At 51.2% G+C, this 24,324-nt stretch carries 28 protein-coding genes; 8 read left to right on the forward strand and 20 right to left on the reverse strand.

All coding sequences use genetic code 11. From position 1 onward, the window contains the following. The first annotated feature begins 18 nt into the window (after nucleotides 1-18). Entirely contained in the window at nucleotides 19-816 is a 798-nt protein-coding gene (locus H4F65_RS15475; protein ID WP_010681621.1) for a lysozyme inhibitor LprI family protein, read from the forward strand. Beyond that, nucleotides 813-1,616, forward strand: coding sequence for a lysozyme inhibitor LprI family protein (locus H4F65_RS15480; protein WP_010681622.1), 804 nt, complete (start codon nucleotides 813-815; stop codon nucleotides 1,614-1,616). Before H4F65_RS15475 ends, H4F65_RS15480 begins: the two co-directional genes overlap by 4 nt. A gap of 108 nt (nucleotides 1,617-1,724) precedes the next feature. Here H4F65_RS15480 and H4F65_RS15485 read toward each other — a convergent pair whose 3' ends face one another. Then, nucleotides 1,725-2,222 (reverse strand): Lrp/AsnC family transcriptional regulator, encoded by a 498-nt coding sequence (locus H4F65_RS15485; protein ID WP_010681623.1) that lies wholly within the window; start codon nucleotides 2,220-2,222, stop codon nucleotides 1,725-1,727. 82 nt (nucleotides 2,223-2,304) lie between these two features. On the opposite strand from H4F65_RS15485, the gene H4F65_RS15490 reads away from it, so the two are divergent. The 3 genes from H4F65_RS15490 (at nucleotide 2,305) to H4F65_RS15500 (ending at nucleotide 5,235) form a co-directional block, all read left to right on the forward strand. Then, nucleotides 2,305-3,492, forward strand: coding sequence for an MFS transporter (locus H4F65_RS15490; protein ID WP_052051614.1), 1,188 nt, complete (start codon nucleotides 2,305-2,307; stop codon nucleotides 3,490-3,492). Nucleotides 3,493-3,910: 418 nt separating this feature from the next. Next, entirely contained in the window at nucleotides 3,911-4,843 is a 933-nt protein-coding gene (locus H4F65_RS15495) for a hypothetical protein (protein ID WP_010681625.1), read from the forward strand. Nucleotides 4,844-5,049: 206 nt separating this feature from the next. Next, nucleotides 5,050-5,235, forward strand: a complete 186-nt coding sequence (locus H4F65_RS15500; protein ID WP_010681627.1) for a hypothetical protein — start codon at nucleotides 5,050-5,052, stop codon at nucleotides 5,233-5,235. A gap of 244 nt (nucleotides 5,236-5,479) precedes the next feature. Here H4F65_RS15500 and H4F65_RS15505 read toward each other — a convergent pair whose 3' ends face one another. The 3 genes from H4F65_RS15505 to H4F65_RS15515 form a co-directional block, all read right to left on the reverse strand. Next, nucleotides 5,480-6,271, reverse strand: a complete 792-nt coding sequence (locus tag H4F65_RS15505) for an NPP1 family protein (protein ID WP_010681628.1) — start codon at nucleotides 6,269-6,271, stop codon at nucleotides 5,480-5,482. Nucleotides 6,272-6,502: 231 nt separating this feature from the next. Beyond that, nucleotides 6,503-7,264: a hypothetical protein gene (locus H4F65_RS15510; protein WP_039319984.1), complete on the reverse strand. Its 762-nt coding sequence runs from the start codon at nucleotides 7,262-7,264 to the stop codon at nucleotides 6,503-6,505. Between the two features lie 125 nt (nucleotides 7,265-7,389). Then, nucleotides 7,390-7,656 carry a hypothetical protein gene (locus H4F65_RS15515; RefSeq protein WP_010681630.1) on the reverse strand — a complete coding sequence of 89 codons (267 nt, stop codon included), beginning with the start codon at nucleotides 7,654-7,656 and terminating at the stop codon, nucleotides 7,390-7,392. A gap of 525 nt (nucleotides 7,657-8,181) precedes the next feature. On the opposite strand from H4F65_RS15515, the gene H4F65_RS15520 reads away from it, so the two are divergent. Then, nucleotides 8,182-8,721, forward strand: coding sequence for a hypothetical protein (locus tag H4F65_RS15520; RefSeq protein ID WP_010681631.1), 540 nt, complete (start codon nucleotides 8,182-8,184; stop codon nucleotides 8,719-8,721). A gap of 82 nt (nucleotides 8,722-8,803) precedes the next feature. Here the strand turns inward: H4F65_RS15520 and H4F65_RS15525 are convergent, their stop codons facing one another. From H4F65_RS15525 to H4F65_RS15550, 6 genes are all read right to left on the reverse strand, one after another. Continuing rightward, nucleotides 8,804-9,388, reverse strand: a complete 585-nt coding sequence (locus tag H4F65_RS15525; RefSeq protein ID WP_010681632.1) for an alpha/beta hydrolase — start codon at nucleotides 9,386-9,388, stop codon at nucleotides 8,804-8,806. A 60-nt stretch (nucleotides 9,389-9,448) separates the two neighbouring features. Beyond that, a complete protein-coding gene (gene dbpA / locus H4F65_RS15530; protein ID WP_010681633.1) occupies nucleotides 9,449-10,831 on the reverse strand; it encodes an ATP-dependent RNA helicase DbpA in 1,383 nt (460 codons plus the stop codon). A gap of 120 nt (nucleotides 10,832-10,951) precedes the next feature. Next, nucleotides 10,952-11,686, reverse strand: a complete 735-nt coding sequence (locus tag H4F65_RS15535; protein WP_010681634.1) for a molybdate ABC transporter substrate-binding protein — start codon at nucleotides 11,684-11,686, stop codon at nucleotides 10,952-10,954. Next, the gene (locus H4F65_RS15540; RefSeq protein WP_010681635.1) at nucleotides 11,683-12,453 is read right to left on the reverse strand and encodes an ABC transporter ATP-binding protein; all 771 of its coding nucleotides are present in this window, start codon (nucleotides 12,451-12,453) and stop codon (nucleotides 11,683-11,685) included. The genes H4F65_RS15535 and H4F65_RS15540 overlap by 4 nt, the downstream gene beginning before the upstream one ends. Nucleotide 12,454: 1 nt before the next feature. Further along, nucleotides 12,455-13,474, reverse strand: coding sequence for a FecCD family ABC transporter permease (locus H4F65_RS15545; RefSeq protein WP_010681636.1), 1,020 nt, complete (start codon nucleotides 13,472-13,474; stop codon nucleotides 12,455-12,457). Continuing rightward, entirely contained in the window at nucleotides 13,471-14,535 is a 1,065-nt protein-coding gene (locus H4F65_RS15550; RefSeq protein WP_010681637.1) for an ABC transporter substrate-binding protein, read from the reverse strand. Before H4F65_RS15550 ends, H4F65_RS15545 begins: the two co-directional genes overlap by 4 nt. 310 nt (nucleotides 14,536-14,845) lie before the next feature. Between H4F65_RS15550 and H4F65_RS15555 the strand changes: the two genes are divergently transcribed. Next, nucleotides 14,846-15,871, forward strand: a complete 1,026-nt coding sequence (locus H4F65_RS15555; RefSeq protein ID WP_010681638.1) for an LLM class flavin-dependent oxidoreductase — start codon at nucleotides 14,846-14,848, stop codon at nucleotides 15,869-15,871. A 357-nt stretch (nucleotides 15,872-16,228) separates the two neighbouring features. After that, on the forward strand, nucleotides 16,229-16,303 hold the full coding sequence (gene ypdK, locus H4F65_RS22075) for a membrane protein YpdK (protein WP_099606229.1): 75 nt from the start codon (nucleotides 16,229-16,231) through the stop codon (nucleotides 16,301-16,303). A gap of 160 nt (nucleotides 16,304-16,463) precedes the next feature. Here the strand turns inward: ypdK and H4F65_RS15565 are convergent, their stop codons facing one another. The 10 genes from H4F65_RS15565 to gspF all read right to left on the reverse strand — a co-directional run bounded on the left by H4F65_RS15565 (nucleotide 16,464) and on the right by gspF (nucleotide 24,324). Further along, a complete protein-coding gene (locus H4F65_RS15565; RefSeq protein ID WP_010681639.1) occupies nucleotides 16,464-17,309 on the reverse strand; it encodes a prepilin peptidase in 846 nt (281 codons plus the stop codon). Between the two features lie 108 nt (nucleotides 17,310-17,417). Continuing rightward, nucleotides 17,418-18,164: a type II secretion system protein N gene (locus H4F65_RS15570; protein WP_010681640.1), complete on the reverse strand. Its 747-nt coding sequence runs from the start codon at nucleotides 18,162-18,164 to the stop codon at nucleotides 17,418-17,420. Then, entirely contained in the window at nucleotides 18,154-18,648 is a 495-nt protein-coding gene (gene gspM / locus H4F65_RS15575) for a type II secretion system protein GspM (RefSeq protein ID WP_010681641.1), read from the reverse strand. Before gspM ends, H4F65_RS15570 begins: the two co-directional genes overlap by 11 nt. After that, complete coding sequence (gene gspL, locus H4F65_RS15580) at nucleotides 18,645-19,922, reverse strand: type II secretion system protein GspL (protein ID WP_010681642.1); 1,278 nt, start codon at nucleotides 19,920-19,922, stop codon at nucleotides 18,645-18,647. Before gspL ends, gspM begins: the two co-directional genes overlap by 4 nt. Further along, nucleotides 19,919-20,905, reverse strand: a complete 987-nt coding sequence (gene gspK / locus H4F65_RS15585; protein ID WP_010681643.1) for a type II secretion system minor pseudopilin GspK — start codon at nucleotides 20,903-20,905, stop codon at nucleotides 19,919-19,921. Before gspK ends, gspL begins: the two co-directional genes overlap by 4 nt. Then, nucleotides 20,902-21,552 carry a type II secretion system minor pseudopilin GspJ gene (gene gspJ / locus H4F65_RS15590; protein ID WP_072014215.1) on the reverse strand — a complete coding sequence of 217 codons (651 nt, stop codon included), beginning with the start codon at nucleotides 21,550-21,552 and terminating at the stop codon, nucleotides 20,902-20,904. The genes gspK and gspJ overlap by 4 nt, the downstream gene beginning before the upstream one ends. Then, nucleotides 21,552-21,917 (reverse strand): type II secretion system minor pseudopilin GspI, encoded by a 366-nt coding sequence (gene gspI / locus H4F65_RS15595; RefSeq protein ID WP_039284733.1) that lies wholly within the window; start codon nucleotides 21,915-21,917, stop codon nucleotides 21,552-21,554. The genes gspJ and gspI overlap by 1 nt, the downstream gene beginning before the upstream one ends. Further along, nucleotides 21,914-22,480, reverse strand: coding sequence for a type II secretion system minor pseudopilin GspH (gene gspH / locus H4F65_RS15600; protein WP_010681646.1), 567 nt, complete (start codon nucleotides 22,478-22,480; stop codon nucleotides 21,914-21,916). Before gspH ends, gspI begins: the two co-directional genes overlap by 4 nt. A gap of 114 nt (nucleotides 22,481-22,594) precedes the next feature. Beyond that, nucleotides 22,595-23,065, reverse strand: a complete 471-nt coding sequence (gspG, locus tag H4F65_RS15605) for a type II secretion system major pseudopilin GspG (protein WP_048257411.1) — start codon at nucleotides 23,063-23,065, stop codon at nucleotides 22,595-22,597. 32 nt (nucleotides 23,066-23,097) lie between these two features. After that, the gene (gene gspF / locus H4F65_RS15610) at nucleotides 23,098-24,324 is read right to left on the reverse strand and encodes a type II secretion system inner membrane protein GspF (protein WP_010681648.1); all 1,227 of its coding nucleotides are present in this window, start codon (nucleotides 24,322-24,324) and stop codon (nucleotides 23,098-23,100) included.

Raw genomic sequence — 24,324 nt, forward strand, 5'->3', positions numbered from 1 at the left:
ATTTCAATGGAATTGAAAATGATAAAAATCATAATAAAATCGCTATTGTTGATAATACTTTCATCACACTATGTTAACGCAAATAATCTTGTGTGTCGTAGTCCACTTGTTATTCAGTCGTTAATCAAAGAAGATCAAGAGAAAGCACAGCCCATCAACGATCGTGTATCTTTAGAGACAATTAGAAAAATTGAATTTGAATATGACATCATTATCACAAAACTTAAAACAAAAAATAATCTAAGCTGCTTTGGCAAGGCCAAGATAAAAATCCCATCCGATGTGGAAAATTTTTTAAAGTACTATCCTATTCTGGAGAATGGAGATCCTAAAGCAAAAAGCATTTACCGTTCCAATCTTTACCTACACAAAAAAGGTGATGAATACATCGTATTAGACCGTGTTTATTATAATGTTCATATTGCTGATAATCAGCAAGAAACCAATATTATGTATCCACACGATGAGTCAGTCTCACGCACACTTTATGGCTTGGCCTGGTTACAAGAAAATGCAGCAAGGCTGGAAGAACAATCACCACGTTTTAAATATATTAAAGCCATTGTCGAATTCAGAGAGGCTGATAGTGCGTTAAATGCTTACTGGAGTAATCTGCCCGATTATATTAAGGGGCAGCTGAAAGAAGATGCACGGCAATGGATAAAAAACAAAAATAAAAAATGTGGTGCAATAGAAACTATCGCGAATAACAACCGCTCAATGGAAGATCAGGCAAAAATTTATACCTGCCAACAGCAGATGACCAGGGAAAGGCTGGTGCAGCTTGGATTGACTGAAAACAAGGACAAGAAATGAAACAGCTCCTCTATGTCATGATTGGAATTATCTTTACTTGCACGTCAGCATATGCGAAGGACGACTTTCAATGCAGCGATCCCAACGCGGTTGAAGCCGTTAAAAAAACGTTTGCCGACCGTGCAAAAGAAATGTTCTATAAGTCCCCTTCTCAATCTGTTGATACTGTGAACGTGATTTATTCTAAAATATCAACTCAGCCACGCTGGGGAAAAGCATTCTCGTGTAGCCTGCGGGTTGAAATTCCCGTAAGTCAGGAGATTATCGACATCATTCTTAATGAAGACGATCTTTTGTACACAAAGGATGAAATGGGTAAAATTAGCAATAACCTTTTTACTAACACAGGGGAAAGCAAAGGTAATAGGCTCAGTGATGACAAGATCATCATTCCGTCATTTGCCTACGATCTCAGTGTTCTCGAGCATGAAAAGGAAATAAAAGTAGAAAAAAAATCCTATGATGCCCTATCCAAAGCGATTTATGCCGTTGCCTGGCTCAGTGAAAATGCCGAAAAAATCACAAAAACCGCACAAGATAAAACGCTTGAAAGTGAAAAGGAACAATATCTTTTCTTTTTCACCGACGTATATGGAATATTGGAAGACGCACCTGAAGATATAAAAAGTAAGTTCCACGCCTCTCAAGCAACATGGGTTAAAGAAAGAAATAAAAAGTGCGGCAATGCTGAATCCTTAGAGACGAATAATCTTTCAATTAAAGAACAGATTCATGCTTATCGCTGCCATAATGCAATGATGAGTGAACAAATATCCAGTTTAGATCCAAGCGAAGGGTGATAGTCACACTGATATTGCCTCAGGCTATTGCCTACTGTTTTAGCAATGGCCTGACTATAAACCTCTCGCTCAGTTTACCCGACGTGACGCTGCCAAATCGTCAGCGAATTAGCTATCGCTTGGCTGTACAGGGCGCTCAAGATAGGTAGACAGCACAATATACGAACGCGTTGAGCTTACGCCCGGCACCGCGTAAAGCTGAAACAGGAGCTTTTCCAGCGACTGCGCGTCTTCCGTGCGGATCTTGAGGATCAGTGCCGCATCGCCAGCAACCGAATGCACCTCTTCAACATCAGAATTGCGCGTTATCTCCATCAATTCTGATGAAACGCCCCAGCCGCTGGTGTCAACGTGAACAAATGCCAGAAGATTCTTTTTTATCGCGACAGGATCGAGCAACGCGGCTGTTTTTCGTATCACGCCATCGCGCCGAAGCCGCTTGACCCGTTCATGCGCGGCGGGCGCTGAAAGCGCAACCTTTTCCCCCAGCTCGGCATAGCTCAACGTGGCATCATCAACCAGTTCCCTTAATAATCTTCGGTCAGTTGCATCAATATCCCGTGTAGGAATGACTTTTTGCTTAATGTCATCTTTATTTATTTTCATTCTCTCATTCCCTGTTTAAAACGAATGTTGTTTGGTTAATAGTATTTTACCCGAATCATATTAAGCAAAAAGCGAAATTTCAATGTCACAACATCAACATGCCGAATGTCATGCCAACTCACGCACGCTTCGTGTCCCTGGTGCGGCTTATGTCCTGACGTTTTGTATCGGCGTGATTGGATCCAATTCGTTACTCCTGGGCCCTATCGCTCCCGAGATAGCCACATCCTTCAAGAGCACCGCACAATCAGTCATGCTGGCATCGGCCGCATTTGGCCTGGGAACGGCGCTTAGCGCCCTGTTTCTGGCACGATACATCGATCGATTCGGCGCTTTCAGGATGTTAAAGAACGCGATGCTCCTGCTGGTCGTTGCCTTGCTTTCCAGCGCGAGTGCTGCTTCCGTCGAATGGCTGATAGCCAGCCAGCTCATTGCCGGTATTGCATCCGGCGTGGCAATTCCGGCGATTTACACCACCGCCGCGGCTATCGCGCCCAGGGGGTTGGAAAGTAAAACAACGGGCGTCGTTCTTACCGGCTGGACGCTGAGCCTTGTCGCTGGCGTTTCACTCGCGTCGATTCTGGCAGAACAGTTTCACTGGCGTGTCGTTTATCTGGGGATCGGCGCACTTGCCATTTTGGCTATCGTCATCCTTTCCCGTCTGAGTAACCAGGATGAAAATGTCACGCGAGCCTCATCATCGCCGCTTGCAGCACTGAGCGTGCCCGGTGTGAAACCGCTATTGGCTGCGTGCGGCGGGTTCATGACCGCCTTTTACGGGGTTTACGGCTACCTGGGGGACTATCTCTATAATGCACTGCATCAGCCGCTCAGTGCCAACGGCCTGATTGCGCTTTGCTACGGTATCGGTTTTGGCTCAGCGGCTTTTCTGGATACGATGATAAGCAAAGTGAATGCCAAAGTGGCTATGCCAGCCTCATTCCTTACGGTAGCCGCGGTGTACCTCACTTTCGCCCTGTCAGGAAATAGCCTGCCCGTTATCTGCATTCTGATGCTTTTCCTTGGCACCGCTAACCACCTGTGCGTCAATTTATTGATCACCGGATTAAACACAACCGATACGTCGAAACGCGGTGCAATCATGGGGCTTAACAGTGCGGTTACCTATTTAGCCGTCTTTATCGGGAATACGCTTTTTGGTGCACTCTACCTACATTGGGGTTATACAACCGTATTATATGCGGCGGTCGGTTTCGTGGTGATTTCCATCCTGTTCACAGTACAAATTCGAACAGCCAGCAAACGCTGAATGGCATTAACACATTCCCATCTCTTATCCAGCAGGATATTTTTGTAGCGGCACACTGAATGTGTGCCGTCAGACAAGGTCAGTGCTGCCCCCGGTACGGCTTCCGCAATTCCAATATCGCATGGATTAACACTCCGCTTACCCACCTTGATAAACCTTCTATTCGCTGCGCCTGCAACCACGCCCAATATCCGCATGGACGCTGGGAAATATCTTAATAGTATGCCGACTCGATGAGCGCCCCAAAGAACGATGAAAATACACGCCTAGTTTATTTTAGGAAACGGACACCAAGATAATGCCAAGCAGTAACTGCATGATAGAATAGCTAAACTGGCATCTAGGATCGTTCCAAAAGCCGATACCTCATCGGTTGGTGCCAGTTGAAAAATAGGGAGGAAGGTAACGGGGAACACCTTTGTCAAAGTTGAACAATTTACGGAAATGGCTCAGTCTCGACGAGTCAGCGAAATACCTCGAAAGAAAAATCAACGAGCAAGTAGCTATAACAGATATTTTACGATTTGCTCTGGATGGGCATCTGATTTTATCAGTAAACCTACAATCACCTAAGATCGCCAAAAAGGTTGAAATAAAAAGAGTAAAAATGGCTGAAACAGCTACGAATGTGGAAGTGTATGTACGTGAAAACTGGGGGATATATATTGGTGAATCATTCTCCCCAGATCGTGAAATAGACTTTGCTATCGCAACAAGCAATGAGATAACAAGCCTGAGTGGGGTACAAGACACGCCGCTGTTAGGTATTGAGCGCTTATTTGCTGAAGAACAATACTGTAAGAGCCTTGGACTCCCCAAGCCATCAAGAAAGCAAGACATCATTCGAGGTGTAACCATCTCTGCTGGTCCATCAGGTCTTTACCAACTCCAGCATTTTATCGACGTTGACGATGAGATTGAGGATCTTTACCGAGCCGCGGAAGCCGCAGGGGATGCCAATCATCCAGCCTTCAATAACATTATCGAAATATTCAAAAACCTCAGCACGATTAGCATGTGGGATGCAGATGCCCACATGAGATATATTCCCGCGCCATCTGTGCCAGATGATATCTATTTTGTTGCTCGAACGGCCAATCTGGATAAGTTAGTTGAGGTGCTCAATGCGACTCCAGTGACAAAAACACCAAAACAGTCAAAGAAAACTGAGAATGCTCAAGCCAAGTTTATTAAAAATCTCCTCACGGTGATGTATGGCGCGGATGTCGCTGAAAATCCGAGAAAACATATCGATGGAAAGATGGCACAAATTAGAACCGATTTGGAGGCAAAAAGCCTTTACTGCCCTAGCGGAGTCACCATCGAAAACTGGCTGTCTGAAATAGAATAAATCGTAATATTGCATTTTATCTTTGTAAGATTACCCCACCAGCGACATAGCATTGACACAATTCTCCTGTAGACCGCAACCCCCTACAGGAGATAGCAAATGACTCACCCCTCTATAGTTCTTTCCTCTCAACTAACTGCCCCTATCGGTATCATCAGCGATATCCATGTTGAAGCCCGCGAATCGCTGGAACAGGAGGCAGGTAAGTGAAGAAAGGGATCGAAGTAAAGCTGACCATGCTCCGGGGAATTATTGATCTAATGACCAGTTGCGACGATTCAACCGAACTTGAAACCCTGCGCAATGTTGCACTAACGGCACTTGTGATCGTGGACGACATCAATGATGAATATTGCCATGAACAGTTCGACGAGAAGCGAATAAAAAGCTAAGCGCATCACAGTATAAATATGCCAACATCATCAGAATAAGAAGGCGAATCTTATATTTGTCTAAACGGGTTATGCACGCTGAATGTCGTAGTATAAATGGTGGTGTAAAGAGGTTGGCATCATTCCAGGGACAGTTCGCCCCTGATTATTATCAAAATCAATTTACCCCCATATATCGGAAAATACTCGGCAGGAAATGCGAAAATAGAGAGAGGTATATCTGACTATACCTCTCTTATGATAATTATTTCGACGCGGTTAGACTGGCCGCCGTAAATTCTGGATAACCGGCCGGCCGGCCATTATTCAGATTAGTCAGGAAATTACTGTCTTTAAGCGGAATAGAGGCGGAACCGTAGTCAAACGCATTTAATCGGTTACGCAGCTCTTCGTTACTGATACCGTCACCCGACATCGCATACCAGCTGACAATATCCGGCGTCACAAAGTTGCCGTAAGGGTTTTCCGCTTGTTCATTCGTTTTGGCAAACCGGAAAGCATGCGTTAACGCACCGTCTTTGTGGTACACAAATTTCAGGCGACCGCCCTGCTTATCGATATTCGCTGCGGCTTCCGTCGTCAGTTTGCCGTGCGCACTGAAGCTACCGTGTGTTACCGCCCCGTTTTTAGTCCAGATGGCAACATGCTCCCAGTCATGGCGATGACCCGTGTTCAAACCGCCCAACACCTGATCTTTTAAGAAATAGAGCGCATAGAAGCTACCACAATAGCGAGAACCACCGGAATCAACACAGGCATATCGGTGTAATGTATTTGACGACTCGAGAAAGTTACCCCATCGGCATCCACCCGTCAGACTTCCTGTCGGCTTCAAACCACCGTTTTGTACCCCACCTCGGCTAAACCCGGCACTGGGCAGACAACCATCACTGTCGAAATCAAATACCGGCGCAATCGCAAGCGCATTAATACCTGACGGTAGCGCTTGATCCAACTTAGAGAAATTATCCGCATGCGCAGAAAAAGCGACACATAATATGGATATCGCCATGATCGTTTTCTTTCCTGAAAGCATTTTCACTCCTTTAGCAGAAAATAGCCCTTTTATGGGCTCGTACCCTTGCAGTTACAATGAGGATAAAACGTAATATTGATAAAAAATGAAGGCGGAATTACTTTTAACAAGAAAGGAGTGGAAATAAAAATCATTTATTTCCAACAATGAACACCAATATATTTAGCCTGCAAAATAATGCAGGGGATTTATATATTAAAAATCGCTAACAATCCTAATCTGTTAGAATTTTTACTCACCGACCACATCATAACGCTGGCTTGCCGCATCAAAACGGTATTCCAACAGAATATCGCCTCCGCCGTGGGAATAGCAGTTCAGCATGATACTGCGATTATCTCCGCCATTTTCAATATTCATATAAACCGGAGTCATGAAAAAGCCAAACTGGCATTGTTGAAAATCAGGCTGGAGAAGCTGATCGACATTGCCGCTCTTCTTGTTAATCGCCTTGATACCCTCCACAACCATGCCTGTATCACTGTTTTGATACACGCCGACAAAACTGTGAGTCGACGTTTGTCCCCAGAATGGAATATCGACCTGCCCTTCGACTTTGGCGGGCTGCTCGCTATCGTCAAAGGATGCCACACGCCGTAGGCTAACATCATAACGCGCCTTTCCGTTTGACCACTCGCCGCGGAGCTCTTCCCCTATCTCGGTCAATTTAAACGGGCAGTGCGTCATATCGATGCCGGACTTAACGCCCTGAACGATATATTTATCATAGTCCTGCGGGGTATGGATTTCGCAGATTTCGAGCGAGGTATCCGAAAGCCGTCCATACAGAGGGATAGGCGCTCTGTATTTATCGTAAAAATAGCTCCCAAGCAGATTCTTATCCTGGTCAATACTGTATTTCTGCAATGAAAAATGCACAGGATAAGGCCCAATGTGGCCTTCGTAATTGCTCACGACATACCAGCCGGCTTGCGCTCCCCATGCTGCCGTCAATAGTCCACAGGCTATTAAGGTTGATACCGCTGCTCTCATACATTCACCTTGTCTACCCGTCATACTTCAGGCTGCTTATGCGTTGGTTTGTCTGCAACTCACACTATGTTTTTAGCGTGTCAATCATGAAGCCGGATCGTTCAAAAACGGCTTAGCGTATCAGGCTAATCATGGTGGCAGCAGGGACAGATTTCCACCTCAGACACCGTCATGGATGTTGTGCCTTCGCAATCCCACTCGACACGTACGGCCTGCGCCTCTCGCCCTGAGTGGTGCAAATACTTCTCGACTGGGCTTTCCGTCATCCCGGTAATCACCTCGGTGGCGATGAGCTCATCACCAACAAAAACGCGAGCCGTTGCCTGTGAGGCTTCGCGCGTTTCACCGGCTTGCCGATACAAATAGTTAACCGTCAGTTTAATGCTAGGCATAGCGCTTCTTAACAGAGGAAAAGACAGGGAAAACAGTGTATCGCGTTCCCCCGCGCTTGTAGAGCACATACGTGGCAAGGGATATCACTACGTCACGCTAATACCTTGATAGTTTTATGTTTTTAAAAAATGAAGCGATTTGGTCACATAAGCTCGCACGATTAGTAATCAAAAAGTTAAATCTTATGCATTTTGGATATTAATGAAGCAGAAAAAACAGCCGATACCTTTTACGATAGGGTGTTTTTTAATGCAATTGCATTTTGCATAAATAGTGTTTGGCATAAATACTGTTTTACATTAACTGTGTTCTCACTGAACCATTTCGTTAACGTCATATTGTTGAATAGTAGGAAAGTATCTCTAGCAGACTGATTCATCTTCCAAGGAAGATAATTATTCTGCTTGTGTTGGTGACCCCAATTTCAACGAGTGCGGTATTAACGTATGTGGTTTTAACACACTGAAGTAACTCACTGGTAAAACCATTACCAGCACTAAATAGATATAAGAAGGAGTTATACTGTGGTGATTCCAGATATTCAACTCGTGAATACAACTACCCCGGCAACCATGCCTCCGATTGGCGCAGCGGCTAACCCGACTGTCGTTGCCGCTATCAGCCCGGGGAATAAAACCGATACATCAGCAAACTCCGACTCTCAAAATATGCCGGGCTCGAACGAGAGCACCAAAGTCACGCTATCTTCTCAAAAGAAGCGTGCCGCTGAAGAGAAAGATGCTCCTCCACCTGAACAGGTTAAAGCACAGCAGAAAGCCGCTACCGAATATTCGCTGGCGATGACGGGTATTCCTTTGTACAACGGCAAGCTCATTTCCGTGGTTAAGTACCCAGATGGTAATTCTGAAATGTTCGATGCTTTTACCGGACAGCGCATCACACAAGAAGACCTGGCACTTATGGGCGCACTTCATAGTTCCGGTGGCGAACAGGTATTACATTTTGAGAGCAAAACGTCATATAGCAATTTGTCTGCCGCCGAAGTTTATCAGCAGATTCAGGAAATGCTGCATGGTTCAGGCGATCAGGAAGAGCTGGCTTAATAAAAAATAGATGCCAAGACAACGCTATTCATTGCCCTGGCATTAAAGAAAAATATAACGTTATCTTAATAATGTAATATGACTACTTGATGGAAACTGGCCGATTAATGAGCGTCTCTGAAAACTCAGCTAATCTTGTCAGACCATATTCCCAGGGACCAAATCCCGCTTCTGCATTAATATGCCCCGCCTCACCGACATCAACCAGTTCACTATCCCACGCATGCGCCCAGTATTGGGCGCGAGTGAAACTCATCAACGGATCGTTATGACTGGCAAATGTCAGCGTCGGAACCGACAGCGGTGCAGCCTGAATGCGATCGTCAATCTCAAAGCGCATCGGCTCAGCAGGGGCCACCAGCATCACACCAGCAATCCCTTCCTGACCCTGCTGCACCACATGACAGGAAGCCAACGCGCCAAAGCTATGGCCGATCAGAATCACAGGCTGAGTACAGACGCTAAGCTCACGGCGGATCGCCAACACCCAACGATCCAGATCGGCCTGATACCATTCCCGCTGGCGTATACGGTGCCAGTGAGGGAAACGCCGTTCCCAATGGCTTTGCCAGTGTTCGTCATCGCTGTCCCGCAATCCCGGCACCAGCACCATCGTTAGCTTCTGGCTCACTTCCGTTAGCCGCCGCTCGATTTCTGTTGTCTGCATCCGCCCTTAACACTCCTGTCAGTTACCCGTGCCCCTTCTTTCTGGTATATCAGCCACCGGTTACTTTAACAATCTGGCCTTGCAGCTTTTTCCTTTGATTTTGCCTTTCTGGAGCTGCTGCAACGCACGCTTAGCACTGGCTTTACGGATAGCGACATAAGCATGCATCGGGAACATATCAATTTTCCCCACTTCCGCTGCCGTTAATCCTGCATCACCGGTTAACGCCCCGAGGATATCGCCGGGACGGATTTTGGCTTTTCTGCCACCATCAATGCACAGCGTCATCATCTCTGGTTCGAGCGCAACCTCACCACTGCGACTAATTTCATCCGCCGATGTCCATTTAATGCGCATACCGAGATAGTCTTCAATCAGATTAGCGCGGTTCATTTCCTGTGGTGTACACAGGCTGACAGCCAGACCTTTCGTACCCGCGCGGCCCGTTCTGCCAATGCGGTGCACGTGGACTTCAGGGTCAAAAGCCAGCTCAAAATTCACCACCAGCTCCAGCTCTTTGATATCGAGGCCGCGAGCGGCAACGTCGGTTGCCACCAGCACACGGCAGCTGCGGTTAGCAAAACGCACCAGAACCTGATCGCGATCGCGCTGTTCCAGATCGCCATGCAGCGCGGATACGCTAATCCCGCGCATGTCCAGCGCATCAAATACGCTCTGGCAGTCACGCTTGGTGTTACAGAACACCACGCAGGACGAAGGCTGATAATGGCCCAAAATGGCAATCAACAGCGGCAGGCGCTGATCTTTCGTCGTCTCATAGAAACGTTGTTCAATAGCCGACTCTTCCACACCATCTGCAATCTCAAAACGTTGCGGCTGACGCTGAACGCGCGCGCTAATCTGTTCGATCTCTTCTGGATACGTAGCGGAAAATAACAGAGTTTGGCGATCGGACGGCGTGTAGGAAATCACATCATCAATGGCGTCAGTGAAGCCCATATCCAGCATGCGATCCGCTTCATCCAGCACCAGCACTTTCAGGCTATCCAGAGACAGCGACTGCTTGCGTAAATGGTCCTGAATACGTCCCGGCGTCCCGACAACAATATGCGGAGCATGAACCAGCGAATCGAGCTGTTGCCCCATCGGCTGACCCCCGCACAGTGTCAGAATCTTAATGTTTTGTGCAAAACGAGCCAGACGGCGCAGCTCTTTGCTGACCTGATCGGCCAGCTCACGCGTCGGGCACAGCACCAGCGCCTGCGTGGTAAAGTCGCTCACGACAATACGATCCAGCAACCCAATGCCGAATGCCGCCGTTTTACCGCTACCGGTTTTCGCCTTGGCCCGCACGTCTGCGCCGCTCAGAACGGCTGGCAGCGTCGCCGCCTGAACGGGCGTCATGTCGGTATAGCCCAGTTCATTAAGATTGGATAACTGCTCTGCGGGCAGCGCGAGGGAAGAAAAAGAGGTTGTACTCACAGTGATTACTCTACCAGGGACGAGATAACGAAAGGTGACGCCGCGCTAAAAAGCGGCGCAGATATGCCGCAATCATAGCAGAGTTCGCCATCGTTGACCGATTTACCTCCCGTTCTGCGACTAAAACCGCGAGGCAAATCCTTTGTTCACCAGAAAGCCTTGTCCTTCAGGTGATAAAAGGTAGTTTGCCAGCAGCCGCGCCTCACGTCGGGCAGGCTTCATGACAGCCAGCATGTACTCGGCATCAATGCGATAGGGATCGGGTAAATGAACTACATGTAGATCCGGTTGATTGAGCAACAACGGCAGATAGCTCGCATAGCCAATGTGCATATCACTCTGCCTAGTCCGAATCAGGTAACTTCCCGCCGTCATGCCAGCCGGAATGGCATGATCAAGCGCTCCGCCCACCAGCGGTTTCGCTTTGTCGCGCAGCTGATTTCCCCAGCCTCGATGCAGACGTTCGATGCGTTCAAAGAGCGCAAACGCATAATCCCCGCCAGGATCGCTGCCAGGCGTTGACGTTGAAAGCACAAAGCGTGGGTCAAGGAGCGCCATCAGCCAGGATTGAGTAGTGAGTTCCGGCACGTTACGCATCACAATACAAAGGTGGTTGCGCGTAAACACGCTGGTTTCTTCCGTCAGGCCCAGCGCTTTCAAGCGTAAAGGGTGCGCGCAGTTTGCCGAGGCGAAAATATCCACCGCGTCACCGTGCATTATTTTTTCACTCAGTAGCCCAGCCGGGCCAAACGTCGGTATCACGTCCACCGCATAGCGTTCGCTGAACGTCGCCAACAGCGGAGCAAATGCAAGGCGCAGGCTGCCCGCGGCATACAGGCGAAGGGGATCGGTCATGGTGGCTCCGTCATGGTCAATATCGGTATCAGCGCATAATACGGCTGCGCCACGATTTCCACGCACACCTGCCGCATCGGAATACCATACAGCTGCGACAGGTTATCCTCCGTCACAACCTCATCACAACGACCATAAAGATAGTGTTGATTATCCATCAGCAGCAGCGCCCGATCGGCAATGGCCAGCGCATGCGAGGGATCGTGCGTGGTGAGCAGGATGCTCAAGCGCTGCGTTTTAGCCAGATGCGTCAATAACCGCAGCACCTGCGCCTGATTTTGCACATCAAGCGCCGCCGTCGGCTCGTCCAGAATCAGCGTCTGGCACTCCGAAGCTAACGCACGCGCGATTAAGACGAGCTGCCGCTGCCCGCCGGACAACGCGCTAAATTCACACTCGGCAAGGGATGCGATTCCCAGCATCCCCAGCGCTTTCCGGGCTACGGTGATGTCATGCGCAGAAGGCATGGCAAACAGCCGAACACGTGCCGCACGCCCCATCAGTACCATATCCAGAACGCTATAAGAAAACGGCGGAGTGAATATCTGCGGCACAAAGCCAATGTGCCCATCGCGCTGGATCGTCCCGGAAAGCGGCGATAAGTGCCCCATCAGCGTATTCAGCAACGTCGTTTTTCCTCTGCCATTCGCGCCCAGAATCGCCGTAATTTCCCCTTCCTGACAGCGCAAATTCAGCGGTAAAAAAAAGCCCTGCCCCCGTTGGTAGCCATATACCAGTTCTTCCGTCGATAGCCTGATGGTCGGCATGCTAGCGTCCTCTACCCTGCCGCTGCGTTTTATACAGCAGCACGGCAAAAAGTGGCGCGCCAAGTAGCGCCGTCAGAATCCCCAGCGGAATTTCCGCTTCACTGAGATTGCGCGCCAGATCGTCCACCAGCACCATAAATCCTCCTCCCAGCCACAGCGACACCGGCAGCAGGCGACGATGATCGGCCCCCACCAGCCTACGTGCGACATGGGGAATCACCAGCCCAATCCAGCCAATACTGCCGCTGACCGCCACCTGCGCGGCGACTATCGCGGCACACAAACTCAAAATCAGCCAGCGCAAGGGCTGCACAGCGACACCCAGCGCACGCGCATCCTGCTCGCCCATCGACAGCACGTTGATGTGCCAACGCAGCCGCAGCAGCAGTCCGCCCGCAAGGGCTAACGGCACCGCCATGGTCATCAGCGAGTTCCAGTGTGCGGTGGCAAAGCTGCCCAGCAGCCAGAAAACGATGCTCGGCAGCTTTTCTTCGGTATCCGCCAGATATTGCATCAGGCTGACCAGTGCGCCAAAGAAGCCGCTGAGGATGACGCCTGCCAGAATCAGGATCAGCACGTTCTGTTTGCCGAATGCGGCGGCCATCATGAAAATCAGCAAGAGCGCCAGCATGCCGAACGTAAACGCAGACAGCAGCAAAAGCAGCGGCGTCCAGCTTAATAGAATCGCCAGCGTGCCGCCGAAGGCCGCGCCAGCGGACACGCCGATGATATGCGGATCGACCAGCGGGTTACGGAAAACGCCTTGCAGCGTGGCTCCGCTCAGCGCCAGCGCCGCGCCCGCACACCAGGCTAATAACACGCGGGGTAGGCGCACGCTCCACACTACTTGCCGTTCAATATCACCAAGTAAAGGATTGTTGCCAGACAGTGGCTCGATAAGGATCTGGACGATGCGCCACGGGGATAAGCTAAAACGCCCTATCCCCAATGAGCACACGGCAATCAACAGCGTGGACACCACCACCGTTAGCAGCGTGATCCGGTAGGTGCGATAACTCATTGTGCCGCAGAAACTTCCGCACGGTAGTCCATACGATAGAATCGTTGGTAATACGCATCAGCGGCTTTTTGCATATCGATATCGCTGAAGCGTTCAGGGTACAGCTTTTTCGCCATCCACAGTTCGCCAATCGCTAATGCTTCCGGCATCGGATAACCCCAGGCTTTGGCGTATTCCGGCATCAGATACACGCGATGTTGTTTCACCGCCTCAATCGCCTGCCAGGCCGGATCGTTAACGATCTGTTTCACGACATCCGGATAGCGATCCTGCACGAAAATTACCTCTGGGTTCCAGGCCAGCACATTTTCAATCGACACCTGTTTGAAGCCTTTTATCGATGCCGACGCTACATTAAGCGCCCCTGCGTGTGACATCATCAGACCGGTATATTTTCCTGAACCGTAGGTTGTCAGGTCAGGATTAGCCATATACACGCGGATTCGTTTCTCCTCTGGAATAGACGCCAGACGCGCACTCACATTTTGCCGCTGCGTAAACGTATAGTCGATCAGTGCTTGCGCCTGTTTCTGACGCTCAACCACATCACCAATCAGCCGAATACCTGCCTTAAGCCCTTCGTTATACGCCGCGTTTTCATCACCCATCGTAGGATTGATTTTGTCGGCTTCTCCCGGCTGATCCTGACGCAGCGAGATCGCCACAACGGGAATCCCCGTTCGCTCAATCTGCGCAATCATTTCTGGCGGTGCATAGTTAGCGACAAAAACCACCTGCGGCGACAGCTTCAGCAGGCTTTCAATATTGACCTGCGTGAGATCGCCCGGCATCGGCAAATCCGCCAGACGCGGAGCCAGCCGCACATAATGCTCGCCCAACTGTTTCTTCCAACTGGAAAGCACACCCACGACGCTCTCTTGTGCATCCAACTGCACCAGCAGGTTTAAGGTTTGATGCTGCAACACCACCACGCGATTAACGTGGTCGGGAATCGTTACAGTGCGCCCGAGTTGGTCGGTCACCTGACGCGCCGCCCAGGCGTTAGAAAACACCAAAAACAGCCCGGCAACCCACAGCGTGTAGCCAAATTTCTTTATCATGTTGGTATCCTGATTTTCGCTATATATAAAATGATACAGCGATAGCGACAAAGAAAATACTGATCTCGCTCATAATAATATTTAGATACCAACTTTGGGGTAGATCACCCCAGATTGGGTTTTCTGCTAAATAACCCACAGGCGATTTACTCTGCAAAATATTAGTCAGATAAACTGAATTATTACGTTAAAAAAATGATATTTATTCTCACTATTAATCGCGTAGAGTGCTTCTATTACTGATCTATATACCCTTGCTGGGTAGGACGAATAGGCTAAATATTTGTCTGAATATAAGGATAAGTACCCTATGAAGAAGATTGGCTTTTTATCATTCGGCCACTGGGCCCCGTCGCCGCAGTCTGGTACACGTTCCGCGGCTGATGCACTACTGCAATCTATCGACCTTGCCGTTGCCGCTGAAGAGTTGGGGGCTGACGGCGCCTATTTCAGGGTGCACCATTTTGCCCGCCAGTTGGGCTCACCTTTCCCACTGCTGTCCGCGATTGGGGCGAAAACCAAAAGCATTGAGATTGGCACTGGTGTCATTGATATGCGCTACGAAAATCCGCTGTACATGGCTGAAAACGCCAGCGCCGCCGATCTGATCTCTGGCGGGCGCTTGCAGCTCGGCATCAGCCGTGGTTCGCCAGAACAGGTGATCGATGGCTGGCGCTATTTTGGCTACCAGCCGACAGAAGGGGAATCGGAAGCGGATATGGCACGGCGTCATACCGAGGTGCTGTTGGATGTACTGCGTGGCGAGGGGTTTGCAAAACCGAATCCGCAGCCCATGTTCCCTAATCCACCCGGCCTTTTGCGTCTGGAGCCTTATTCTGATGGGTTACGTGAACGAATCTGGTGGGGTGCAGGATCGAATGCCACGGCAGTATGGGCAGCGAAGCTGGGCATGAACCTGCAAAGCTCCACGCTAAAGGATGACGAAACAGGCGAACCTTTTCATATCCAGCAGGCACAGCAAATTCGTGCCTATCGAGCCGCCTGGGCTGAGGCTGGACATACGCGCACGCCACATGTCTCCGTCAGCCGGAGTATTTTTGCCCTGATGGATCACCGCGATCGCGCCTATTTCGGCGGAAGCAGTAACGATAGTGACAAGGTGGGTTTTCTGGATGAAAACACGCGCGCGATTTTCGGTCGCAGCTATGCCGCTGAGCCGGACGCACTTATCCAACAGCTAAAACAGGATGAAGCGATCGCCGAAGCGGATACGCTATTGCTCACGGTGCCGAACCAGCTGGGCGTGGATTATAATGCGCATGTGATCGAATCGATCCTGAAATATGTTGCCCCTGCGATGGGATGGCGAGCGTAGTCCTGTAGCCTAACGCATTCAAGCCTATCCAATAGGTGCCAAACCAACGATAACAGCGTCAAAAATCGGGAAGATTGAGAGGCTATTTTCACTCGAATCCTCCCGGTTTTCCCAGTCCCTGAAACGGTTCAACGCTTTTTAATGCTATTTTGAAAATATAGTTTCTGGACCTCTTGAATTCCCCCCCTCACTCGGCGTAGATTTAGCGCCGATCCCGTCATAACTGGTGTGACTCTGGTGATGACAACGGGAAAGATTACCCTTCGGTGACATCACCGGCAGCGTAATTATTTCCTTCCATAATAAAACGCACAATCGGGATCGTTGCTGGCGTGGTTTCTGCTGGAGAATAAATCGGTGAAGTATTTTTTTATGGGTATCTCATTCTGTTTAGTCGTTTGGGTGAGTACCTTTATGCTGATGGTAGAATAACCTGTCATTTGCCCGGCAAAGATTTATTCATTGAAGGGCACACACAGATAAAGATAAAAAAGGCTGATGGTATTTATACCCTCAGCCTATTTTTATGCCTGCCGATCTATGTTCGACTGACGATTGTTCAACCGATGACTCGTATTGCCTTTGTCATGCTCTACAGATTGAATCCGTTCATTATCACGCCAAACACACCGCCCATTGCCAGCCAGGGGCCAAAGGCCAGCGGTTTAGCCGTATCCTCTTTACGCAATCCGCGCCAGACGAGAGTAACAACCAACCCGCTCAGCGCCGCCACCAGAACCAGGTTCGGCAATGCCTGCCAGCCCAGCCAGGCACCCAGCGCAGCCAGCAACTTAAAATCACCGTACCCCAGCGCCTCTTTGCCCGTTGCGTATTTGAATACCCAATAAAGCAGCCACAGAGATAAATAACCGGCCATCGCGCCGACTACGGCATCACTCAATGGGACAAATGTCTCCGACAGATTAAACAGCAGCCCTATCCACAGAAGCGACAGCGTAAGCACATCCGGCAGCAGCAGCGTTTTGATATCAATAACGGTCAGCACCAACAGGAATGACAGCAGAATCAACGCCCCCCACAGCGCCATACCGGGCAGCCAGAGTAAACCTGCCGTCAGAAAAGCCAGCATGGTGATGACTTCCACTAACGGATATTGCACAGATACTGATTGATGACAGCAGCGGGAGCGGCCACGCAGCCATAACCAACTGAATAGCGGGATGTTATCCTTCACCACAATAGCCTGCTGGCAGTGCGGACAAGACGAAGGCGGCCACCACAGGTTGTAGCGCGTATCAGGATCGGAATCGGCTATGCCCGTTTCAAGCTCGATGTCCTGCCGCCAGCGACGCTCCAGCATAATCGGCAAGCGGTAAATCACCACGTTCAGAAAACTGCCAACAATCAATCCCAACACGCCCAGCGATCCAAACCACCACGCCGGAAACAGCTGTGCAAATTCCCTTAAATCGTCCACGTTAATCCCTGATTGTTGATAAAGAAACGGTATGAATGAGCGGTTTATTTTTGCGTTCGACGACACAGCAATAACAACGAACGTTTTTTCTTACAACGATCATGTCTATTACAGCAAGCGCCCTTGAAAATTCAGCGTTCTGGCACCCTGTTCATCGGCTTTACCGGTGGTTGCCAGCAGCTTTTTCATCGTCGCGGGCAAGTCATTTCCGCTACTCAACCGCCCCGTGAAACGATATTCACCTTTCGGGGTGACGCTGCCTTTGCCAGACAATTGCAGATGTGAGGAGGTCTGCCGCAGGTTCGCTTCTAGCGCGCCTTGCTGGCAGCGTAACGTGGCCTGAGGCGTAGCGAGCACCAGTCCGCCCAGCGGCGTTTTCACCCGCGCCCCCGGCCAGGTTATATTGGCATCCAGCGACTGGCAGCCTGAACGGTCTACCGTCGCCTCTTGCAGATTGAGCTGCACGTTTCCTTCTGCGCCGATTGGTACGATAAAACGCAGGTGGCTGAATAAATAGCCCGCTGGCACAGAAAGCTGCCATTGATAAAACTGCGGCTGCTGCCAGCCGCGAATGATCCCGCGACCTGCAATGCCTTCCGGGTTTTTAAACGCGATTTCCAGCGCGGGCATAAAATCCGAGAAGGTGATATTCCAGTGCACATCGTCCAGCGTTAACGTGCGCCAGCTAAACCGTTGCAGGTTCCCCTGCCATAGCGTTCCGCTGGCCTCTGCAACCACCATTCCAGTTGGCAGCGGCACGGCGGTGAGCAAGCGGGCAGGCGCATAGCTCGCCAAGAACAGCCCGTAGGCCAGAACCATAGCGATACCTGCGCCAATGCCGGATTTAAGCTTCATCCGCCCGTTCCAGCATCAGTCTGGTAACATCCACCATTCCGGGGCTTTGCTCGACAGCATTCACATCCAGCGACATCACTTTTACGCCATTTTTCTGTTCCAGTTCGCCAAGCCAACGCAGCAGACTATTAAAATCACTCTGCCCCAGCGTCACCGATGCCTGACTACCCTGCGGCTGCAAGCGAACAACGCTGAGCCCGTAACGCTTGGTACTTTGCGAAATCAAAATCGGCAGACTGACGTCGCGCTGGCTATTGTCCCCCTGCGCCTGATTGCCCTGCGGAATCGATGAGGCCTGTTTCTGCATCCAGTTGACGGTTTGCTGTTCGCGGGAAATCGTACGCTCCCACAGATCTTCCCGTTCCTGCCAAGGCTGTAGGATAGCGTAATACACCAGACAGAGCAGAAGCACCGCCGCGCACACGACCATAAGCTGACGCTCGCGTGGGCTCATCGCCTGCCAGCGTTGCCGTAATTCATTCATTGCTGGCTCCTTAACGTTAAGCGGCCTTCAACCCGATCGTTTTCCTGCCGCATCTCTCCCGCCTGTACCTGATAATAAGCGGCAGCCTGCTGCTGAAATTGCTCGAGCTCCTGATATGACGTGCCCTGCAACGCCAGCCGGAATTCACCCGCAGCGCCGTCGTAAGACAGCGACTGAATTTTGATCGCGCTATTCTGCGTTATGAGTTGCTGTAAGGGGTTCAATTGATCCAGCAGCGCTTTCCCTGTGCCTCCGGCGGCCGTACGTTGCAGATGCTGCTGCATCTGCGCGCGCGGGTTAACGACATTCGTCTCGGAAGGGAAAATTTGCCGATAGACACGCACGCTTTCCTGTCGCCAATGTTCAGACTGTTGATAAAGCTGGTAATGCGCCCAGCCGGCATCCGCCACAACCAACAGCAGGTAACAGGCAAACGCGATCCCAACGCCGCGCCACGGCAGCAGGGTGTTTTGCCAGGCTTTCTCCGGCGCATAGTCGCCTTGTCGCAGATCGACCGAGGCAGGTAAGTGTGCCGTTGCCGCCAGTGTGAAGAGATCCGTTTCCGGCTGTGCCTTCCACTCGCCCTCTTCCTGCCATTCGTACTGCGACAGCTCACTGCCGACAGATGCAGCGCTGTAGCTGTATATCGCAGGTAGCGGCATAGACGCTTTCAGCAGGTCACCGCACCAGGAGGACTCTGCCGCCATCGCATGGCCCGTCGGCTGGCGAAATAGCCACATGTCATCATGCTGCAACGCGCTCCAGCCATCCTGATGTTTCGGTAATACGCGGGCATCAGGCAATAACGTATCGACGCTGAGGCCCAGCGCATCACACTGTGCCAGCCAGCACTGCATCCGGTTTTTTTCCACCACGGCAACCGTGCCATCATCGCCATGAATTTCCAGCACGGCAAAATGCAGCTTTTCAATTTCCGTCGCTAGCTGATCTTCCAGCATAAACGGCACGACCTGCGTCAGCTGACGCCGAGCCTGTCGGGGCAGCGTCAGGGTATAAAACGTCACGTCAGTGGCCGGAACCAGAACACGGGTAAATGCCACGGACGGATAGGCCGCTAGCGCCTGACGAACCTGTTCGACGCTGCCGCGTCCCTGACTCAGTAAATTTTCCCCATTAGATGAACGCACCTGCCATTCGATCTCTCCCAGCTCTTCTACCGGAAGACGAACAATGAGGCACGGATGTCGAGCGACCGTTCCTCGATTTAATGGGACTTTTGCGGCTTTTCGCTTCCATTTTCCCGCTATTTTCATGGATTCACCGTCCTATATCCTCCATATTGCCGCTGCACGATCTGTACCTTTTGTCCACTCAGATGAAGCAAGCTACGTTGATGAAAATCGCTGTCGCCGACACGCACCTGAAGTTTTACAAAGAACCATTCACTTTTTACTGCCAGCACTCGCTGCGCGGTATTTTTACTATTCGGGGGCAATAACCCGGTTTGTTGCAGAACTTCAATACTCGCCCACCCCATACGTGGCCGCTGCTGCACCAGCGCTTTTGCCTGCGACATCGTCATTTCGTTCAGGAACACGGCAGATAGCAGCGGGGCATCAAATTCGGTTAGCGTGTTGATATTAATGGACATCGCATCCACCGGCAGCGCACAGACATAGGGCAGTAACCGACGATAGAGATCGCTATCAACGCCATACACTGAGCGTAATTCACTGATTTCGCTCATTCTCTGATTCGCGGTACGATAAGGCACTGGCAACGCAGCATAGACTTCGTCTTCTGCGCCGTTCGCCGACGGATAGTTATCCGCATCAATCCAGTCACGCACCGCTGCGGTAATTTTTTCTGCACGATCCGTTTCTTCACCCAGATTTTTCAACAGCAAACGAAAAACTTGTGCCGGATAAGGCGTCTTCACCAGTGTGCTTTCGTTATCCACGCCTTGATTGATCGCATTCACATTAAAGCAGGTACGCGCATCAGTAATCTGGCCAGTGATTTCGCCACCGTCCACGGGGAAACGCATCCCCGGCTGCGACCAGTTCTGTCCGGCAAACGTGCGCCCCGGCATATTCCGCGCATCGCGCTGTAATATCTGCCCGCTTAGCGTTTCCGCCCCTAATGCGTACCATTTCGCCTGCTGACGGCTCAAATGACTTTCGGTACGCAAAAATGCTTTGCCTGTGCGTTCCGTAATCACCGCGGCAATCGTCACCATTAACGCCAGAATCAGGAGCACCACCAGCAGTGCCGCGCCGCGCTGACGCGACCTCATTTAACCGGCCCGGTGGTAATTAAAAACATACGCGACATTTCTCCGTAATCCCTTAAGGTCAGCACCACTTCGATTCCTTGTGGCAATTGCGTAGTGTTGTCCCAGCGATCGCGCCAGGTTTTATTGCTGAAAAAGCGCAGGCGGAAGCCATCAACCTGCGTAAGAAGCGGTTTTACGCCGGGTTCGAGCCCTTCTATCGGATCGGGAGTTACATGCGTTAACCGTTCCAGCGTGTGTTCCCGCAGCCGATAGGCCACAGGCTGAAGTTCCGAGCGTGGCAGAATGCCAAACGGGTTCTGCCAGCCATTACGCATAAAGCTGACGCCCCAATCATCACTTTTTAACTGATCGCGACCAGCGTAAAACATCGAGGTACTTCCTCTGCTGCCGCGTGCGATCATCTGGGAGAAATCGTTGTCCATTTGCGAAAATGCGCGCTGTATTTCGGCCAGACGCTCGGCTTTACGCTGCGAAATTTCATCGTTACGCATCACGCCGTTCAGCACCTGAAACGCACTTAGGCTCAGAGCCGCAAAAATAGCGATCGCCAGAATCATCTCCAGCAGCGTAAACCCCTGCTGGCGTTTCTGTCGCGCGGGCTCTCGTCCCCTTCTTGTTTGGCTGCACATCCTTGTCTTACTAAACATTATTGCTTCACCACATAGGTGCGCAGGGAAGCATCGGCGGCAAAGGCGTCTTTATTACGTCGCACTTCCACATCCAGCGCTTTGGTCTGAGGATCACCGGTCTCTACACCCTGCCAGCGCCAATGCCAGCGCAGGCCAGCGAACTGCGTTTCGCCTCTCACCCACGACGCTTCCGGCCAGCGCTGTTCCAGTCGCAGTTGAACCTGCTGGTTTTCCGCCACCCACCCTGCAAACGTCTTCTCTTCCAGCCGGCTCAGGCTACTTGCCTGTCTGGCTGTCGTTTGCAAAACAGCAATGCCTGCCAGCGCAAAAACGCTCAGCGCGACCAGCACTTCCACCAGCGTCATCCCTTTCTGTCGTCTCATCGTTTCTTGCCCTGACTCATCGACGTCACAAATCGTCCGGTGTTATCCACCTGGAGCCAATTCGAGAGCGCTTTGTTTTCAGATTTAACGAGCAGACGGAAAGGTGTGATTTCGCCACCGGGCAAAATCAGGATATCGGGATCGTCACCACTCTGCGTTTTATCCACTTTTTTCCCGTCGGCTTGCAGTAGCTCAAGCCGTAGTGCCTCGGGCAGCGTTGCCGATGCGCTCACCCGATGCGGTTGCCACGGCTGCCACTTGTAGCCCTGCCAGCGATCGCCACTCGGGATCGGTATCCCTTCTGATGCAGCGGGTCGCTGGAGTTGATAAAACTGCCAGCGATCGGAATAGATACGAACACCCAGCATGTATTCATTCACCTGGCTGCTTTCAGCGGCAAACTCTAGCTGCGCCTGAAAACGAGCCAACTGCCAGGCGCTGTCATTCTTGCGCTCGGGAGGAAACGCCATGACGACCATGCTAGCCGCGATGCCAGCCAGTAACACGACCAGCATCATTTCCAGCAGGGTGAACCCCTGCTGCTTCCTCGTTGACCGCTTCATTGCGCTTTTGCCGTCCTTTTCCCGCCGCCATTGATAGCAACTACCCACAACAGTCATCCACAGGCATCACCCAACAACCATCATCAATAAAGACAAGCGGATCGCCGCATACCTTTATTTCTTATCAAGATTCCAGTTGCCGATGTCATCTTCCGTTCCCGGCATGCCATCAGGCCCCAGAGAGAAGATATCGAGCTTGCCGTGCTGGCCGGGGTTCAGCAGTTGATAGTCCGTGCCCCACGGATCCTGCGGCAGGCGGCGAATATAGCCATCGGCTGGGTAGTTACGCGGTTCCGGCTGTACCGTCGGCTTCGTTACCAGCGCCTTCAGCCCCTGCTCGGTGGACGGATAGCGGTTGTTATCCAGCTTATACATGTCGAGTGCGCTTTCCAGAGACACAATATCGCTGACGGCTTTTTGCCGATCCGCCTTTTCCTTATTCCCCATCAGATTGGGTACCACCAGACTCGCCAGTACGCCGAGAATGACGATGACCACCATAATCTCCAACAGGGTAAAACCACGCTGACGATTACCGCTCTGACCATAACGATTTTGTCCACAACTACGCTGAGACTGTTGCATCCTTACTTTCCCTCATTCAATTGTTGGTTCTCTTACGAACTCATTAACGTATTCAGTTGCAGAATCGGTTGTAAAATCGCGAGTACGATAAACAACACCACCGCTGCCATGCTAACCACCAGCAGAGGCTCAAATAGCCCCAGCGCCAGCGTCATCTGCGAACTGAATTCCCGATCCTGATTATCCGCCGCCCGTTCCAGCATGCTATCCAGCTCGCCGCTGCGTTCACCGCTGGCGATCATATGGCGCATCATTGGGGGAAAGAGCGCCGTCTGTTCCAGCGCTTTGTGCAGGCTGACGCCCTCTCGTACCGCATCCGTCGCCAGAGAGAGCCGATGGCGGGCATAGTCATTACTCATGACATCGCCGCTAATGCGCATCGCCTGTAGCAACGGCACCGCACTGGCGTTAAGAATACTGAGCGTCCGCGCGTAGCGTGCCGTATTTAAGCCACGCGCTATACGGCCAATAAGCGGTAAATGCAGCAGGCGGCGATGAAAACTGATGCGCCGCTTTTCCTGCCGCAGCATCACGCGGAACGCCATAAAACCAGCCAGCAATGCCAGCAACATCCACGGTCCAAACGTGCGCACAGCATCGCTCATCCCCATCAACACGCGGGTTGAAAGCGGCAGCGCCTGCTTCATATGAATAAATTGCTCGACGACTTTCGGCACCACGACGGACAGCAAAATGCTGACCACGGCAATCGCGACCACGGTTAATACGCACGGGTAAATCATCGCCTGCTGAATGCGGCTACGCATCTGTTGGCGCTGTTCGGTGTAGTCCGCTAATCGGTTCAACACGGCATCAAGGTGACCGGACGTCTCGCCTGCGGCGACCATCGCGCAATACAACCGTTCGAAGCTGCTGGGGAAGCATTTCATGGCATCGGCCAGCGAGTGACCTTCCATAACCTTGCTGCGCACCGCCGCCATCAACTGGCTCAGCTGTGGCTTTTCACTCTGTTTCGCCACCGCATCCAGCGCTTCCTCCAGCGGCAGCGACGCCGCCACCAGCGTGGCCAACTGGCGAGTCAGCAGCGCCAAATCTGAGGTGCTGATCCGAATTTTGCGACGTAGGGAGAATCCTGTAGAACCGGATTTCTGCTGGTCGCCTCGGTTTTCATCAACCGACAACGGCACCAGCCCGCGCTCCCGCAATAGCTGACGCGCCTGCCTGGCAGAGTCGGCCTCTTGAACGCCACGGCATTTTTTCCCCTGCGCATCCAGCGCCTGATAGTGGTACTGTGCCAT

The organism is Pectobacterium brasiliense (assembly GCF_016950255.1).
GTDB classification, from domain to species: domain Bacteria; phylum Pseudomonadota; class Gammaproteobacteria; order Enterobacterales; family Enterobacteriaceae; genus Pectobacterium; species Pectobacterium brasiliense.

What these genes read in the sequence shown, in the direction of transcription:
- H4F65_RS15475 (WP_010681621.1), top strand. Translation starts at nt 19, where the DNA reads ATGATAAAAATCATAATAAAATCGCTATTGTTGATAATACTTTCATCA.
- H4F65_RS15480 (WP_010681622.1), top strand. Translation starts at nt 813, where the DNA reads ATGAAACAGCTCCTCTATGTCATGATTGGAATTATCTTTACTTGCACG.
- H4F65_RS15485 (WP_010681623.1), bottom strand. Translation starts at nt 2,222, where the DNA reads ATGAAAATAAATAAAGATGACATTAAGCAAAAAGTCATTCCTACACGG.
- H4F65_RS15490 (WP_052051614.1), top strand. Translation starts at nt 2,305, where the DNA reads ATGTCACAACATCAACATGCCGAATGTCATGCCAACTCACGCACGCTT.
- H4F65_RS15505 (WP_010681628.1), bottom strand. Translation starts at nt 6,271, where the DNA reads ATGCTTTCAGGAAAGAAAACGATCATGGCGATATCCATATTATGTGTC.
- H4F65_RS15510 (WP_039319984.1), bottom strand. Translation starts at nt 7,264, where the DNA reads ATGAGAGCAGCGGTATCAACCTTAATAGCCTGTGGACTATTGACGGCA.
- H4F65_RS15515 (WP_010681630.1), bottom strand. Translation starts at nt 7,656, where the DNA reads ATGCCTAGCATTAAACTGACGGTTAACTATTTGTATCGGCAAGCCGGT.
- H4F65_RS15525 (WP_010681632.1), bottom strand. Translation starts at nt 9,388, where the DNA reads ATGCAGACAACAGAAATCGAGCGGCGGCTAACGGAAGTGAGCCAGAAG.
- H4F65_RS15535 (WP_010681634.1), bottom strand. Translation starts at nt 11,686, where the DNA reads ATGACCGATCCCCTTCGCCTGTATGCCGCGGGCAGCCTGCGCCTTGCA.
- H4F65_RS15540 (WP_010681635.1), bottom strand. Translation starts at nt 12,453, where the DNA reads ATGCCGACCATCAGGCTATCGACGGAAGAACTGGTATATGGCTACCAA.
- H4F65_RS15545 (WP_010681636.1), bottom strand. Translation starts at nt 13,474, where the DNA reads ATGAGTTATCGCACCTACCGGATCACGCTGCTAACGGTGGTGGTGTCC.
- H4F65_RS15550 (WP_010681637.1), bottom strand. Translation starts at nt 14,535, where the DNA reads ATGATAAAGAAATTTGGCTACACGCTGTGGGTTGCCGGGCTGTTTTTG.
- H4F65_RS15555 (WP_010681638.1), top strand. Translation starts at nt 14,846, where the DNA reads ATGAAGAAGATTGGCTTTTTATCATTCGGCCACTGGGCCCCGTCGCCG.
- H4F65_RS15570 (WP_010681640.1), bottom strand. Translation starts at nt 18,164, where the DNA reads ATGAAGCTTAAATCCGGCATTGGCGCAGGTATCGCTATGGTTCTGGCC.
- gspM (WP_010681641.1), bottom strand. Translation starts at nt 18,648, where the DNA reads ATGAATGAATTACGGCAACGCTGGCAGGCGATGAGCCCACGCGAGCGT.
- gspL (WP_010681642.1), bottom strand. Translation starts at nt 19,922, where the DNA reads ATGAAAATAGCGGGAAAATGGAAGCGAAAAGCCGCAAAAGTCCCATTA.
- gspK (WP_010681643.1), bottom strand. Translation starts at nt 20,905, where the DNA reads ATGAGGTCGCGTCAGCGCGGCGCGGCACTGCTGGTGGTGCTCCTGATT.
- gspJ (WP_072014215.1), bottom strand. Translation starts at nt 21,552, where the DNA reads ATGTTTAGTAAGACAAGGATGTGCAGCCAAACAAGAAGGGGACGAGAG.
- gspI (WP_039284733.1), bottom strand. Translation starts at nt 21,917, where the DNA reads ATGAGACGACAGAAAGGGATGACGCTGGTGGAAGTGCTGGTCGCGCTG.
- gspH (WP_010681646.1), bottom strand. Translation starts at nt 22,480, where the DNA reads ATGAAGCGGTCAACGAGGAAGCAGCAGGGGTTCACCCTGCTGGAAATG.
- gspG (WP_048257411.1), bottom strand. Translation starts at nt 23,065, where the DNA reads ATGCAACAGTCTCAGCGTAGTTGTGGACAAAATCGTTATGGTCAGAGC.
- gspF (WP_010681648.1), bottom strand. Translation starts at nt 24,324, where the DNA reads ATGGCACAGTACCACTATCAGGCGCTGGATGCGCAGGGGAAAAAATGC.